This is a genomic window from Streptomyces sp. AM25 (genome assembly GCF_058146165.1).
Genome location: NZ_JBKIWN010000009.1, coordinates 176,016 through 190,505, shown reverse-complemented (window position 1 = coordinate 190,505; position 14,490 = coordinate 176,016). Strand labels below are relative to the sequence as shown.

The 14,490-nt window shown below is 70.6% G+C and carries 15 protein-coding genes and 1 tRNA gene; 7 read left to right on the top strand and 9 right to left on the bottom strand.

Annotated elements, in window-relative coordinates:
* The first annotated feature begins 74 nt into the window (after nt 1–74).
* The 3 genes from ACLHRZ_RS13560 (at nt 75) to ACLHRZ_RS13550 (ending at nt 2,262) form a co-directional block, all read left to right on the top strand.
* Nucleotides 75–485 carry a hypothetical protein gene (locus ACLHRZ_RS13560; RefSeq protein WP_490418634.1) on the top strand — a complete coding sequence of 137 codons (411 nt, stop codon included), beginning with the start codon at nt 75–77 and terminating at the stop codon, nt 483–485.
* 62 nt (nt 486–547) lie between these two features.
* The gene (locus ACLHRZ_RS13555) at nt 548–1,240 is read left to right on the top strand and encodes a lipoprotein (RefSeq protein WP_490418633.1); all 693 of its coding nucleotides are present in this window, start codon (nt 548–550) and stop codon (nt 1,238–1,240) included.
* A gap of 140 nt (nt 1,241–1,380) precedes the next feature.
* Nucleotides 1,381–2,262, top strand: coding sequence for a nuclease-related domain-containing protein (locus ACLHRZ_RS13550; protein ID WP_490418632.1), 882 nt, complete (start codon nt 1,381–1,383; stop codon nt 2,260–2,262).
* Between the two features lie 68 nt (nt 2,263–2,330).
* Here ACLHRZ_RS13550 and ACLHRZ_RS13545 read toward each other — a convergent pair.
* Nucleotides 2,331–2,405, bottom strand: a tRNA-Val gene (locus tag ACLHRZ_RS13545).
* A 191-nt stretch (nt 2,406–2,596) separates the two neighbouring features.
* Between ACLHRZ_RS13545 and ACLHRZ_RS13540 the strand changes: the two genes are divergently transcribed.
* The 3 genes from ACLHRZ_RS13540 to ACLHRZ_RS13530 all read left to right on the top strand — a co-directional run bounded on the left by ACLHRZ_RS13540 (nt 2,597) and on the right by ACLHRZ_RS13530 (nt 5,006).
* Nucleotides 2,597–3,364 (top strand): DUF4097 family beta strand repeat-containing protein, encoded by a 768-nt coding sequence (locus tag ACLHRZ_RS13540; protein ID WP_490418631.1) that lies wholly within the window; start codon nt 2,597–2,599, stop codon nt 3,362–3,364.
* Nucleotides 3,365–3,433: 69 nt separating this feature from the next.
* A complete protein-coding gene (locus tag ACLHRZ_RS13535) occupies nt 3,434–4,774 on the top strand; it encodes a hypothetical protein (protein WP_490418630.1) in 1,341 nt (446 codons plus the stop codon).
* Between the two features lie 25 nt (nt 4,775–4,799).
* Nucleotides 4,800–5,006 (top strand): FmdB family zinc ribbon protein, encoded by a 207-nt coding sequence (locus ACLHRZ_RS13530; RefSeq protein WP_490418629.1) that lies wholly within the window; start codon nt 4,800–4,802, stop codon nt 5,004–5,006.
* A 9-nt stretch (nt 5,007–5,015) separates the two neighbouring features.
* Here ACLHRZ_RS13530 and ACLHRZ_RS13525 read toward each other — a convergent pair whose 3' ends face one another.
* Genes ACLHRZ_RS13525 through ACLHRZ_RS13510 form a run of 4 tightly spaced genes read right to left on the bottom strand, consistent with a single transcriptional unit; the run spans nt 5,016 to nt 10,075 of the window.
* Complete coding sequence (locus tag ACLHRZ_RS13525; protein WP_490418628.1) at nt 5,016–5,684, bottom strand: O-methyltransferase; 669 nt, start codon at nt 5,682–5,684, stop codon at nt 5,016–5,018.
* Nucleotides 5,685–5,721: 37 nt separating this feature from the next.
* Nucleotides 5,722–6,507: an HAD family hydrolase gene (locus ACLHRZ_RS13520; RefSeq protein ID WP_490418909.1), complete on the bottom strand. Its 786-nt coding sequence runs from the start codon at nt 6,505–6,507 to the stop codon at nt 5,722–5,724.
* Nucleotides 6,508–6,515: 8 nt separating this feature from the next.
* Complete coding sequence (locus ACLHRZ_RS13515; RefSeq protein WP_490418908.1) at nt 6,516–8,891, bottom strand: phosphoribosyltransferase; 2,376 nt, start codon at nt 8,889–8,891, stop codon at nt 6,516–6,518.
* A gap of 23 nt (nt 8,892–8,914) precedes the next feature.
* On the bottom strand, nt 8,915–10,075 hold the full coding sequence (locus ACLHRZ_RS13510) for an HpcH/HpaI aldolase/citrate lyase family protein (RefSeq protein WP_490418627.1): 1,161 nt from the start codon (nt 10,073–10,075) through the stop codon (nt 8,915–8,917).
* A 209-nt stretch (nt 10,076–10,284) separates the two neighbouring features.
* Between ACLHRZ_RS13510 and ACLHRZ_RS13505 the strand changes: the two genes are divergently transcribed.
* A complete protein-coding gene (locus ACLHRZ_RS13505) occupies nt 10,285–10,977 on the top strand; it encodes a TerD family protein (protein WP_490418626.1) in 693 nt (230 codons plus the stop codon).
* 88 nt (nt 10,978–11,065) lie between these two features.
* On the opposite strand, the gene ACLHRZ_RS13500 is transcribed toward ACLHRZ_RS13505, so the two are convergent.
* From ACLHRZ_RS13500 to ACLHRZ_RS13485, 4 genes are all read right to left on the bottom strand, one after another.
* Complete coding sequence (locus ACLHRZ_RS13500) at nt 11,066–11,812, bottom strand: TerD family protein (RefSeq protein WP_490418625.1); 747 nt, start codon at nt 11,810–11,812, stop codon at nt 11,066–11,068.
* A gap of 110 nt (nt 11,813–11,922) precedes the next feature.
* Entirely contained in the window at nt 11,923–13,062 is a 1,140-nt protein-coding gene (locus ACLHRZ_RS13495) for a DUF475 domain-containing protein (protein WP_490418624.1), read from the bottom strand.
* Between the two features lie 48 nt (nt 13,063–13,110).
* The gene (locus tag ACLHRZ_RS13490) at nt 13,111–13,686 is read right to left on the bottom strand and encodes a TerD family protein (RefSeq protein WP_490418623.1); all 576 of its coding nucleotides are present in this window, start codon (nt 13,684–13,686) and stop codon (nt 13,111–13,113) included.
* Between the two features lie 100 nt (nt 13,687–13,786).
* On the bottom strand, nt 13,787–14,362 hold the full coding sequence (locus ACLHRZ_RS13485) for a TerD family protein (RefSeq protein WP_490418622.1): 576 nt from the start codon (nt 14,360–14,362) through the stop codon (nt 13,787–13,789).
* Between the last annotated feature and the right edge of the window lie 128 nt (nt 14,363–14,490).

The following is a 14,490-nucleotide window of genomic DNA, read 5'->3' as shown; positions in this document are numbered from 1 at the left end:
CCCTCCCGGCATCCCTCTGGCTCGTCTCGCGCGAAACACGCCCGGCCGACGCTCGCGAGTCGTGGGCGAGAGGCATGACCGCCACGCTCGAGGTCGGCCTGCACTTCGATGTCGTACAACTCCCCTCCGGCATCGTGGAACGAGGCATCCGCGGCATCACGGACCGGGAGGCGATCGAGAACCACTTCCGCACAACCGGCCTCGCCGGCGCCGTCATCGCCTCCCGCACACAGACCCGGTACAGCCTGCTCGTACCGCCGGGCACTTTCCGGGACTGGGCGGAGCGCGGCACCCAGTGCATCGGCATCGAGCATCCCGTCAACTACCTCGGCGTGCCCGTCCCTACGCGAAGGGAACCGCCAGGGGCGTACTGGCTCCTACCCGCGCCGGAAAGCGACCGGATGCTGTGCGATCCGGTGGCGATCCGCAAGCTCATCGGTCACGACTGCCGGAGGCGCCCCGGCCCCGGCGAGTATTCGGTTTGAGCATGCTGCACCCAGAGAGTTAGGTTTTGCGCAGTTAGTTCAATCTTGGGGAAATTTTTAACATGCGTAAGTCCACATGGGGCGCAATATCTGCTGTGCTCGCGATCGGCGTGCTGACCAGCTGCTCGCCCGAGGCCGACAAGAGCGACAAGGACGACAAGGCGGCCGCCGCCAAGGAGAGCAGCGCCTCGGCCGACCCGGCGAAGGAAGAGAGCAAGAAGACCTCCGGCAAGGCCGAGGACAAGGGCGACGGCTGGAAGAACGGCACCCGGATCGGGAACGCCGGGACGGCCTGTGAGCTCCCGGTGTCGTTCGAGGTGGCCAAGATGTGGAAGCCCAAGGGGCTTTCGGCCGAGGACGGGGAGCTCATCTCCAAGTTCATGGGCCACAAGTCGGTCCGGGGCGCTTGCGAGATCGATGCGAAGCCGGCCGGGAACATCGGCTTCATGCGTGTGTGGACCGGGGACCGGACCGACAAGTCGCCGCGTCAGGTGCTGGAGGACTTCATCGGCGAGGAGAAGAACGTCACCGGTTCCGATTACAGCGACGTCAAGGCCGGCGAACTGCCCGCTGCAGAGGTCGTCTACACGCAGAAGAGCGCCCTCTCGGACGAACCGAAGCAGCAGCACGCGCTTGCGGTGTCGACGCCGAAGGGCGTGACCGTCGTACACCTCGGCGGGCTCGACAACGAGGAGCACAAGGAGATGCTTCCGGCGTACGAACTGGCCAAGAAGAGCATGGTCCCCGTCGCCTGAGCAGGGACTGCGAACGCCCCCGCGGAGATCTCTCCGCGGGGGTGTTTCCAAGGGGAAGTTTGACCGCAAGACGCCCTTGCAGACGCCCGGGTCCACTGCTGCGATATGTACGGGGCGATACGCATTTGGGGGGCGGGCCGATGAGCAACCTCTCGGTGAGGGCGTGGAAGCGGGACGGTCAGGATCGGCTCTACGTGAACCTGCCGGACAGGACTGCCGTGGCCTGGGCAGATCGTCCGACGAAGGTGATCACGATCAATGTGGAACGGTATCGGCGTGAGTCCGTGGCCCTGTTACGGCCGATACTCGGCGATCCTGTGACTGTCCGTCCCCCGGAGCCCCACGTCATGGCCGAGACCAAGGCAGAGCGGCGTGAGAGCTCTGCGCCTGCACAGCTGCCGGAGCCTGGCGTGGCCGACGATCTGGCGAAGAACCGTCCGGGCGCTGCCCTCCTCGGGCTGTTCGCAGCTCGGGGTCCGTCATCCGCCGAACGCTTCTGGATGAAGCTGCTGAGGCGTTCTTCCGAGTGGGACAGCTGGTACAGCGGCCTTGAGGGTGAGCGGCGCGTGGGCCGTGAGTTGGAGCGCTTGGCCGACCGAGGCTGGCGTGTTCTGCATGGTGTTCCCAAGCCCAACGGCGGCGACATAGACCACTTACTGATCGGCCCTGGCGGCGTGTTCACCATCAACACCAAGAATCATCAAGGTGCTTCGGTCTGGGTGGGCGACGAGATGGTCAAGGTCAACGGCGGACAAGTACCGTACCCGGCGGCCGGCAAGGCGGAAGCTGCATACGTCCGACGAGTGCTGGCGCGGCATTGCGGATTCGCCGTCCCTGTGGAACCGGTCCTCGTGTTCGTGGGGGCCACCTCTGTGGAGTCCGCTGCCACGCCGGACGTGGTGCGGGCATATCGCGAACGGGAGGTGTCAGCGCTCGGTGATCTCTCGGGCAACCTCACCCCTGATCAGGTGGGGCATACCTTCGCCGTCGCACGGCATCAAGCTGTCTGGCTCCGGCGCTGACCGTCACCGTTGTTGTCACCCGAGGATGCCGAAGAGCCCCGGGCCGAAGCTCCGGGGCTCTTTCGCACTGGTGGGCACAACAGGATTCGAACCTGTGACATCTGCTTTGTAAGAGCAGCGCTCTACCGCTGAGCTATGCGCCCTCGCACGAGCAGACAGCCTACATGGCCGAGACCGTACCCCGGCAAACCTGATCAAGGTCCCCGGGTGGGGAAAACCCCACCCCGTACCCGGTAGCGCACCGGATCCCCTCGGCGGGCCGCCGTCCCTAGGGTCGAAGGTGTCAGCCAGGCTCCACCCGCCTCGCCCCGCCCCGCCCCGAACGGAGTTCGTCATGCTTCCCCGCGCCGTCGCCGCCCGCACCTCGATCGTGGTCGGTGGTGTTCTGATCGCCGGTGCCGCCCTCAGCGGGTGTGGGGCCAGTGCCGAGGATGCCGCGCCCGAGCAGCGGACGTTCACGGTGCGTGGGCAGGAGCTCACCGTGGACACCGACAATTCCGCCGTCGAGCTCGTCGGCGGGAGCGGCGGCGGCAAGGACGTGAAGGTGACGCGGTGGTTCGACGGGTGGGCCCTGGGCGGGTCCGCGGGGGTCACGTGGAGCATGGAGGGGGACACCCTCAAGCTGCGGCTGCACTGCCGGGGGATCAGCGTCGGGTGCGACGCCAAGCACCGGATCGAGGTGCCGCGCGGGATCGCCGTGCACGTCAAGGACAAGAACGGGTCCGTCCGCGCCCGCGGCTTCGACAGCGGTCTGAAGATCGGCACCAGCAACGGGTCCGTCGACGTGCGCGACTCCGGCGGGGCGCTCGACCTCCGCTCGTCCAACGGGCGCGTCACCGCCGAAGAGGGCATCCGCTCCCGGCAGGTGTCCGTCACCAGCGGCAACGGGTCCATCCGGCTCGGGCTCGAGCAGGTGCCCGACCGGGTCGGGACGAAGAGCGGCAACGGTTCCACCCGCATCGCCCTCCCCCGCGCCGCCTACAACGTCGATGCGCACGCGGGCAACGGGCACGTCAGCGTCGACGTCCCGCGCGACGCCGCCAGCGCGCACGCCGTGACCGCCCTCAGCGGCAACGGCAGCCTCACCGTCACCACTCGCTGAGTCGCCCCCCACAGGTGGGACAATGGCCGTCGGGCCTGGGGAGACTCACCGGAGAGGGCAGACGGCAACGTGACGGCGACCTTCGCGCAATCCATACGGCAGACCGCCGGCCTCGTGCTGCTCCCGCTGCCGCTCGCCGCCCTCGCCCTCGCCTCCTTCGCCGGCGGCGGCACGCGCCGCTGGGGCTGGGGCCGCAGCGGCGAGGCGCAGCGTGCCGACGCCCAGGCCGCGAAGGACGCGGCCGCCGCCGCGTTCTACGAGCTCGACACCGCCCAGCGCGAACTCCGCATCTCCATCGAGACGATCACCGCGGTGGACTCCTCCCCCGCCGCCCGCAAGGCCGCCGCCGACTTCGAGGCGTTCGGGCAGCGGATCGACGAGGTCAGCCACTCCTACATCGGCTCCGTCGATGCGCATGATCTTGATCGGGAGGATCTCGACGCCTCCACCGCCTCCCGCGCCCGCGCCGAACTGACGCGGGCCAAGGACGAGCTGGTCCGCGTCAAGGGGGATCTCGAACGGTTCGGGCAGAGTCTCGGGCCGCTGCTCACCCGCGCCGAGACCGAGCTGGCACAGGTCGCCCCGGCGGTGGAGCGCGCCCGGCAGGGGCTGCTCGCCGCGAGCAACGCGCTGGACGCCGCACGGGCCTCGGGGCTGCGCGCCGACGACCTGGCCGCCCGGCTGGCCGCCCTCTCCCCCGAGCTCACCCTGCTCAACCAGGGCGCCGGGCAGCACGGCGTGCGCGGGACCGTCGAGCGTGCGGAGCGCGTGCTGCGCGAGGCCGCCGCCATTCAGGACGAAGCCGGTCAATTGCCGCAGAAGGCCGCGGAGATCGACAAGCGGCTCGTCTCGCTGCGCACCCGCGCCCAGGCGCTCACCACGCGCGCGGGCGCCGTCGGCCCCGTCCTCAGCGAGCTGCGCCGCCGGTACAGCGCGGCGTGCTGGCAGGACCTGCAGCAGGTGCCGGACGAGGCCGAGCGGGCCGTGGCCCGGGCCGAACAGGTGCTGCGCGAGGCGCAGGAGGCGCGGGACGAGCAGCGCTGGGCGGACGCGACGGCCCGGCTGGCGACCGTGCGGGCGCTGCTGAGCACCACCGACGAGGCCGTGTCCGCGGCCGGCGAGCGGCTGCGGCGGCTGGACGAGGTGTCCTTCGACCACCGCGGGGAGGTCGAGCGCACCCGCTTCGCCCTGCGCGACGCGCAGCGGCTGGCGATGGCCGGGCGCAGCACCCCCGACCCCCGGCACGCCCGGCCGCTCGACGCGGCGGTCGAGCGGCTGGACCGTGCGGTCGCGGGGCTGGAGGGGCGGCACCCGGACTGGTGGCGTTTCCTCACGGAGACGGAGGCCGTGCGCGAGGTCGCGGCCGGGGTGGTGCAGGCGATCCGGGACGAGCGGGGGCAGGGTCACTGAGACCGCGGCTGGCTATGCTGCGGGCATGCCTCGTTATGAATACCGGTGCAAGGCGTGCGGTGACACGTTCGAAATGACCCGGCCGATGTCCGAGTCGTCCGACCCGGCCGTGTGCCCTGCCGGGCACGAGGACACGGTGAAGCTGCTGTCGACCGTTGCCGTGACCGGCAGCGCCGCACCTGCTCCGCAAAAGAGTGGCGGCGGCTGCTGCGGGGGCGGCTGCTGCGGCTGAGCGGAGCGCTCACCCCACCCGCCGCGCCAGCGTCACCCCGTCCGACACCGTCAGCATCACGCTCTCCATCCGCCCGTCCTTCGCCGCGTGTTCGTTGAACGCGCGGATGTGCGCGCCCGGCCCGTCCGTCACCGACGGGTCCACGACCGTTCCCTGGAACAGGACGTTGTCGACCACCAGCAGGCCGCCCACGCGCAGCCGCGGGACGATCTCCTCCCAATAGGCGATGTAGCCGTCCTTGTTGGCGTCCAGGAACGCCAGGTCCAGGTGCGGCTCGGCCGGCAGGGCGCGCAGGGAGTCGAGTGCGGGGGCGATCCGCAGGTCGATGCGGTCCGCGACGCCCGCCTCGGCCCAGGCGCGGCGGGCGTGGGCCGTCCACTCCTCCGAGATGTCGAGGGCGATCAGCCGGCCCTCGCCCGGCGGCAGCGCCTGCGCCATGGACAGCGCCGACAGGCCGGTGAAGGTGCCGACCTCCAGGAGCTGCCGGGCGCCCGTCAGCCGGACCAGGAAGGCCAGCAACGCGGCCTGTTCGTGCGGGACCTGCTTGACCGCCACGTCCGGCAGCCTGCCGTGCGTGAGGTCGACCACGGCTCTCTGCACGGCGTCCAGCGGCGGGTTGTGGGCCAGGACGTACGCGTACAGCTCCGGGGTGAGGGGAACGCTCTTCAACTCGGGCACTGTGCCTCCTCGTTGTCATGACGACATGGCGACGAGACTACGTGCACGCCTCGGCGAACGCCCGCGCAATCTCCTCCCCCGCCGTCACGCCCCGCGCCTCCAGCGCCGTGACGTGCGGCGCCGCCCAGTCCAGGTCGGCCAGTTCGCCGTGGCCGGGGCGCCAGGCGCGGTCCGCCGCGAGCAGCAGGTCGGCGTCGAGGAGGGAGTCGCCCGCGGCCAGCACCGTGGCGGCGCCGGTGCGGCGGGCGACCTCGGCGACGGCCGCGCTCTTGGTGAGCGGCTTCGGCACGGCGTAGAGCTTGCGGCCCTGGAGGGACACCGTCCAGCCCTGCGCCGCCGCCCACTCCTCCAGTTCCCCGACCCAGTCGCCGGGCAACTGCCCGCGCTCCACGACGAGATACGCGAAGAGGTCCTCGGCCACGCGCTCCTTGAGCAGCCACACCGGGTCCGCGGTGCGCAGCAGGCGCGTACGGACCTCCGCCAGCGGGGCGCACTCGGCGGCCAGCCTCCGCCGCACCGCCGCGTTCCAGCCGGCGTCGGGTTCGCCGTCGACCAGCAGCTGCCCGCCGTTCGCGCAGACCGCGAACCGCGGTGCCGGGCCGGGCAGTCGGATGCGGCCGTACTGCTCCCGCGTGCGGGTCGTCGCCGGGACGAAGACGGCCGTACGGGCCACCTCGGCCAGCAGCGTGGCGGCCGTGTGCGTCATGTACGACAGCGGTCTGTCCTCGTACGTCTCCACGCACACCAGCGGGGACTCGTACGCGGCCAGGCTCCGCGCGGCCTCGGAGTAGATGAGGGTGCGGTCGAGGTCGCTGGCGATCAGGATCGGTGTCACGGCGCCGGCACCGCCTTGCCGTCCGCGCCGGTGGCGCCGCGCGTGTAGCGGGGGTGGACGAGGCCGACGCAGCTGTAGGGCAGGCCGTCGGTCCCGTCGACCTCCTCGACGGGGACGCCGCGCTGTTCCGCCAGCAGCCGCACGTGGTCGAGGTCGGCGCCGGCACCGCGCTTGGCGAGGATCTTCCAGGGGACGCGGCGCAGCAGGACGCGGGTCGTCTCGCCGACGCCCGGCTTGACGAGGTTGACGTCGTGGATGCCGTACTCCTCGCTGATGCGCTCGACGGCCGCCCAGCCGGTCCAGGTGGGCTCGCGGTCGGGGGCGGCGGCGAAGTGCTTGGCGTCGAGGGCGACGTCCTCGGCGACCTCGGGGAAACGGGCGGTGACGGCGTCGATGAACGGGCGCGAGACGTCGGCGCCGGCCAGTTCGCGGTAGAACTTGGCGCCGTGGAAGTCGCCGGGGCCGACGAGGTCGGACCGCAGGACGGTGCGCGAGACCAGGCCGGAGACGGTCGAGTTGAGGCACGCGGACGGGATGAGGAAGTCGTCGCGCGTGCCGTAGGTGGCCACGCAGTGGCCCGGGTCGGCGAGGACGGCGATCCGCGGGTCGAAGCCGTCAAAGTCCTCCAGGGCCGCTGCCAGTTCGCGGGTGATCGCGCCCTTTCCGGTCCAGCCGTCGACGAAGACGACGTCCGCCGGGTCGTACCGGTCGGCCAGCCAGCGCAGGGCGTTGACGTCGATGCCGCGGCCGCGGACGATGGAGACGGCGTAGTGCGGCAGGTCCAGGCCGTACGCGTACTGTGCCCAGCGGCGCATCAGCACGCCCACGGGCGTGCCGGCGCGGGCGAGGGAGACCAGGACGGGCCGGGGCGAGCACTCCGCCAGGACGGTCTCGGTGACGACGCCGACCGCGCGGGCGATGCGGGCCGCGGAGGCGTCGAGGGCGGCGCGGTAGAGCGCCTGGTAGCGCTCGCTGGGCTGGTACTCGACCGGCAACGACTCCGCGTAGTGCGCGCCGCCGCTCTGGATGGCCTCCTCCCGTTCCTCGGTGGGGGCTTCGAGCGCCACGGAGGACAGATCCTGGAGCAGCCAGCCGACGTCCTCGGGGGCGTAGGAGGAGAAGGCGGGGCCGCGCAGGGGCTCGCCTGCGGCGCGGTGCGAGGGGATCACGGCCAGCAGGACCTTCCGGGTGTGGGCGGCGAGGCGGTCCAGCAGGCCGCCGGGGGTGTGCAGGGCGGGGGTGTCGCCGGCCGAGTCGACGACGGCGACGATCGCGTCGAAGCCGCCGCCGGCCACGTTGTAGGCGTAGCGCTCGCCGTCGGGAGCATCGTGGGCCGGGAAGGCGATCCGCGACCGGATCGCGTAGCCGGGGTCGTCGACGGGGAGGACCGGTGACCGGGTGGTGGTGGAGAACCGCACGCCGTCCACCGACCGTTCCAGTTCTTCCGCCAGCCGCAGGGGTGCGTACATCAACTCCTCGTTGCCGAGGACGAGTACGCGGGCCGCGTCCGGCGGGAGGGCCGCGCGGATACGGGCCGCCATCTCCGGAAGCACGGCTTCCAGGCGGGCGCGGTGGGCCGGGGTGAAGCCGTGGCGGCCGCCGTCGGGGAGGCCGAGGGGCCAGTTCAGGTCGACGCGGGACACCGGGGCGCGGTGCGGCGGGTCCTCGGCACGGCCCTCGTCGTGCTGCGCGACCAGTTCCTGCCCCCGTTCCAGCACCCCTTCCGGCAGTCCTACGGTCCCGCTCGCCGACGCGACGACGTCGACGCGCGCGCCCAGCTCCGCCGCGAACTCCTCCAGCCGCGCGCGGTCCTGCGCGGTGCGCATGTCGACCAGGGCGACGACCACGTAGCGGTCGCGGGGGAAGCTCTCGTGCAGCGCCGCGACGGTGTTCAGCACGGTGCGGCCCGTCGAGAACTCGTCGTCGACGAGCACCAACGGGCCTTCACCGGCCAGCAGTTCCGGATCCTCGGGCAGCAGCAGGTGCGAGGTCGCGTGGCTGTGCTCCTCCTCGAAGCCGCCGACCGCGCGGACCCCGCGCACCGGGCGGCGCGTGGAGTGCAGGTACGGGGCGGCGCCCAGGCCGTCCGCGACGGAGTGGCCCAGGCCCGTGGCCGTCTCCGCGTAGCCGAGCACCACCGCCCGCGCCGCGCCGACCTCGCCGAGCAACTCCCGTACCCGGCGGCCCAGATCGAGCCCGGCGCCGTACACCCGCGCGGGCGAGGCCGGCACGTGCTTGCCGAGCACGTTCGACACCAGCAGGTGCGCCCGTCTGGGGTTGCGCCGCAGGGCCAGGCCCAGCAGTTCCGGCAGCCGCCGGTCCCCTTCCAGGCCGATCCCCAGCCGGTCCGTGACCCACTGGCCCGACCACACGTCCACCACGCTCCGCCGCTCCTTCACGTCCGCACACCCGCCGACAGCAGTTCCACGAAGCCGACATCCTCCCGCGCGACGCCGAAGACCTCGGCGCGCAGCATCGTCCGCTCGGCCCAGGCCCGGTGCGGCTTCACTTCGTTCATCTTGTTCGTGTAGGCGGAGCGCAGCACTCCGCCGCCGTCGCGGTCCGGCCGCAGGATGTCCTGCGCGTCGCTGAACTCCTCGTGGCTGACGACGGAGAGGGCGTGCACGGGGGCGACGTGGGAGGGGTGGATGCAGGTCTTGCCCTGCAGGCCGTTGGCGCGGTCGAGCTGGATCTCGCGCAGCAGACCGTCCATGTCGTGCTCGATCAGCGCGGCGCGCAGCGCCTCCGCGGCGCCGGCGAAGGGGCTGCGGCGCAGCTGCGGCTTGAACATCCGCTGGGGCTGCGGGAAGTACTCCCACACCGGGCCGGTGACGGTGAAACCGCTGCCGTCGGCGCGGCCGAGGACGTTGACGACGTCGGCGATGACGGAGGCGACGAGCTGCACGTCGTACGCGGTCATGTCGGGCGCGCGGCGCAGCCCGTAGGCGGAGCAGAAGTCGGTGACGCCGAGGCGCAGGGCCAGCACGCGGTCGCGGTGCTTCTCGACGGCGCGGGCGATGCCGCCGAGCGTCCCGGTGCGCGTCTCCAGGTGCAGCAGCTCGGGCGATTCCAGGACGGGCATGGCGAACAGCCGCTGCCCGCAGGCGCTTTCGGCGGCGGCGAGCGCCTCCAGGAAGGGCAGACCGCGTTCCTCGGTGAACTTGGGGAGTACGAATCCGGACAGCAGCCGCCCGGCCGGGCCGAGGCGCCGCATCAGTGCGGTGATCTGGCCGGGCTCGCGGACGCGGACGAACAGCAGCGGGTGATCACGGCCGGACTCCGCGAGCGCGGTCAGCTGCCGGACGAGGTTCTCCTCCGCCCCGGCGACCTCGGCGTCCCCGATGGAGTCCTCCAGGCACAGGACCATGGACACCACACCGCGTTCCGCCTGCTTGACGACGTCCGCGGCGAGCGCGCTCCGGGTGGCGGGGCTGTAGAGCGTGGCGCCGAGGGCGGCCGCGAGCGTGCGGGCCGGGGAGCCGGCATCGAAGGTGCACGGCTCCTTATGGAACAACCCATTCCGCACCGCGGGCGCAAGATGGTCGAAATGCCTCATCAGTCTCCCCGTTGGGCCACGCCTCGACGCCTCCGGGAGGTGCTGCCGGGCCCGGAGTGTGGCTGGTTATCGTACGTCCGGCGGGTGGTCAAGAGTTCCCCAAGCAACAGAAAAACTCCTGACCAGCGTCAACATCTGGAGTAGGAGCAGCCGTACGCGCGGCACCCCTGCGTTGTCCGCCGCCCGCGGAGGAAGGCAGGATTGCGGGCATGACGCACGCGATGCTGAAGGGGTCGAACATCCCGCTGGACGCCCTGACCATACGGGCCGTACTGCGCTGGACCCCCGGCCCGGGCGTCCCCGACGTGGACGCCTCCGCCCTGCTGCTGGGCGATGCGGGACGGGTCCGCTCGGACGAGGACTTCGTCTTCTACAACCAGCCCCGCCACCCCTCCGGCCTGGTCCGGCACCTGCCCAAGAAGCGGCTCGTGGAGGGGATGACGGACTCGCTGGAGGCCGACCTCCCCGCGCTCGACGGCTCGGTGGCGCGCGTCGTCCTGGCCGCCTCCGCGGACGGCGGCCCCTTCGGCCTGGTCAAGGACCTGTCCGTACTGCTCTACGACATGGCCGCGGGCGGGCCGGAGGCAGCCGCCGAGCCCGTCGCCCGCTTCGACGTGCGGCCGGAGACGGGCGACGAGACGGCCATGATCTGCGGCGAGCTGTACCGGCGCGGGGAGGGCTGGAAGTTCCGGGCCCTCGGGCAGGGCTACGCGTCCGGGCTGGTCGGGCTCGCCACGGAGTTCGGGATCTCGGTGGACGACGGGCCTCCTGCGGAGGGCCCGGAGGCGGAGCCGCCGGTGCCGGTGCCGTCGTATCCGCCGCCGCCCGTGGCTCCGCCGGTGTACGCGCCGGTGCCGGGGTTCCGGCTGCCGCCTCAGGGGCCGCAGTTCCTGGCGCGGTGATGCGGTACCGCGCCCCGAAGGGGCGCGGGGAACTGCGCGATCAGCCACGACGAACCCGCAGCCGAAGAACCGCTCCCCGGCGGAGCGCTCACACCTTCGACTTGTACCCCCGTCCCCACTGCAGCCCCCACCCGTACAGGCGGTCCAGTTCGCTCTGGAAGCCGTAGACGTACTTCATCTCGCGCCGGACCACGAGGTCCCCGTCGCGGTTCTCGATCATGACGACGGCGCACGAGCGGGCTTCCGGGGCGCGCTCGTGGAGCGGGATTTCGAGCTGGGGGCCATTCCCGGGATACAGCGTCACCGTCGCGTGGGTACGGTCGAACGCCGGTGTGCCGTCGTAGATGTAGACGAAGACCAGCAGGCGCCTGAACTCGTCGCGGTGGTCCATGTTGATGTAGATGTCCTCACCCGCGCCCGAGCCGAACCGGTCGTCGCCGCTGAGCTGGATGTACGGCGGGGAGTTGATGCTCCCCAGTATGTTGCCGAGCGGCTGCACCACCCCCTTCGAGCCGTCCTGGAGCTCGTACATACAGGCGAGGTCGAGGTCGACGTTGACCATGGCCGGGCCCTGTGCCGCCACCAGGTCGGGGGTGAACTTGCGGAACGGGTGCCGCAGCCCGGCCCCGAGCGAGGTGGAGCGGTCGTCGAAGAAGTCCGAGGTGCGCATCCGCCAGGACAGGTTGACGCGCAGATTGCCGGTGACGGCACCCTGCTTGGTCAGCGAGAACGTGTGGTGGCGCTTGGTGAGCTCCACCGCCCCCGTGCCGGTGACGTCGAACTGCCGCGCAGCCCCGTATCCCCAGTTGCCGAAGAGCATTTCCCGAATCGTCATCGCGCCGTACCCCCACCGTCTGAGACGTGACCGTGCCGGAACCACGGAGGCGGCCGCGAGGTGTTCCTCGCGGCCGCCTCCAGGGGAAACGTTCCTCAAATGTGCCGGGGTCACACCCCGGTGGCGACTTCCGCCTTCGTTTCCGAGCCATTGCCCGAGCCGCTCTCACGGCGGTTGCGCAGCACCGAGGAGAGGAACGCCAGACCGATCAGGACGACGCCGATCAGACCCGTGATGACCTCGTTGATCTCGTACTTGATCGTGACCAGCAGAATGACGGCCAGCGCTCCGATCGCGTAGTGCGCGCCATGCTCGAGATAGACGTAGTCGTCAAGGGTGCCCTTACGGACAAGGAAGACCGTCAACGAGCGGATGTACATCGCACCGATGCCCAGACCGAGCGCCATCGCGAAGATGTCGTTGGTGATGGCGAAGGCGCCGATGACTCCGTCGAAGGAGAAGGAGGCGTCGATGACTTCAAGGTACAAGAACATGAAGAAAGCGGCTTTTCCGGCCAGTCCGACAACCGATCCGCCGCTCTTCTGCGACAGTCCGGCCCCGGTCTCCTCGCCGTCTTCCTCTTCCTCCTCCAGACGGTCCTCGAAGAAGCCCGAGATACCGCCGACGATCAGGTAGGTCACCAGGCCGCCGATGCCGGCCAGCAGCACCGTCGCGGTCTTGTCGACCGTGCCCGTACCGCCGTGCACCGGGACCGAGGTGGCGACGGTGGTCGCTGCGACCAGCAGCGCGGCCAGGGCGACGACGATCGAGAGCGTCTCCAGCTTGCCGAGTCTGGCCAGCGGCTTCTCCAGCCAGGCCAGCCACTTGATGTCCCGGTCCTCGAAGACGAAGTCCAGGAAGATCATGAGCAGGAACATGCCGCCGAAGGCCGCGATGGCCGGGTGGGCGCTGGTGACCAGCTGCTCGTAGCGGTCGTGGTCCTGGATGGCGACCTTGACGGCCTCGATCGGGCCGAGCTTGGCGGTGATGGCCACGATGACGACGGGGAAGACCAGCCGCATACCGAAGACGGCGATGAGGATGCCCAGCGTCAGGAACATCTTCTGCCAGAACGGGTTCATCTTCCGGAGGATCCCGGCGTTGATGACCGCGTTGTCGAACGAGAGCGAGATCTCCAGGACGGAGAGGATCGCGACGATCGCCAGCCCCTGCCACCCCCAGAGAACGCCGGCCAGGGCCAGTCCGGCCGCGGTCACGGCGAACGACCAACCAAAGGTTTTCAGGAGCACTGGCGACCCAATCCTTCGCTGTTCGGGGAGCCGCGCGGGAACGCGGCTTTACGAAACGTTGACCCCGAAGTCTAGAGCGATGCCGCGCAGCCCGGACGCGTACCCCTGGCCCACCGCACGGAACTTCCATTCGCCGCCGTAGCGGTAGACCTCGCCGAAGATCATCGCCGTCTCGGTGGAGGCGTCCTCGCTGAGGTCGTAGCGGGCCAGCTCGCTGCCGTCGTACTGGTTGACGACGCGGATGTAGGCGTTGCTGACCTGGCCGAAGCTCTGGCCGCGCAGATCGGCCTCGTGGATGGAGACCGGGAAGACGATCTTGTCGCAGGCGGCCGGCACCTTGGTGAGGTCGACGAGGATCGACTCGTCGTCGCCCTCGCCCTCACCGGTGAGGTTGTCCCCCGTGTGTTCCACCGAACCCTCAGGACTCTTGAGGTTGTTGTAGAACACGAAGTACTCGTCGCCCAGCACCCGCCCGCCCGCGCACAGCAGTGCACTGGCGTCCAGGTCGAAGGGGGCTCCTGTGGTGGAGCGCGCGTCCCAGCCGAGACCGACGGTCACGTGCGTGAGATTGGGTGCGGCCTTGGAGAGGGAGACGTTGCCTCCCTTGGCGAGCGTGACGCCCATGGTGCTGGTCCTCCCCGAATCGTGATGTGCGCCCGGCGCGCATGTCCGGCGCCGCACCCCGGAGTTCGGGATGCGGCGCCGGACGGGGCTGCGGCGGACGTCAGACGTTGACGCCGAAGTCCTGGGCGATGCCGCGCAGGCCGGAGGCGTAACCCTGGCCGATCGCGCGGAACTTCCACTCGGCGCCGTTGCGGTAGAGCTCGCCGAAGACCATGGCGGTCTCGGTCGAGGCGTCCTCGCTCAGGTCGTAGCGGGCCAGCTCGCTGCCGTCGGCCTGGTTCACCACGCGGATGTAGGCGTTGCGCACCTGGCCGAAGCTCTGCTTGCGGGCCTCCGCGTCGTAGATGGACACGGGGAAGACGATCTTCGCCACGTCGCCGGGGACGCCGGCCAGGTTGACCTTGATGACCTCGTCGTCACCCTCGCCCTCGCCCGTGAGGTTGTCGCCCTGGTGCTCGACGGAACCGCAGGGGCTCTTGAGGTTGTTGAAGAAGACGAAGTTCTGGTCGTTGCCGACCTTGCCCGCCTCGTTCGTCAGCAGCGCGCTGGCGTCCAGGTCGAAGTCCGTACCGGTGGTGGTACGGGCGTCCCAGCCGAGACCGACGATCACCGCGGTCAGGTTCGGGGCCGCCTTGGTCAGCGAGACGTTGCCGCCCTTGCTGAGACTGACTCCCACGAGTCCTCCATTGGTTCAAGGGGCGGGGTGCGTCCCCCGCCCCCGGTTGTGCGATGGCAACCGGATCAACGTACGGAGCGTAGTGCCCGGTTCCCACCGATTACAGGCTCTTGTCGGCGAAGGACGCA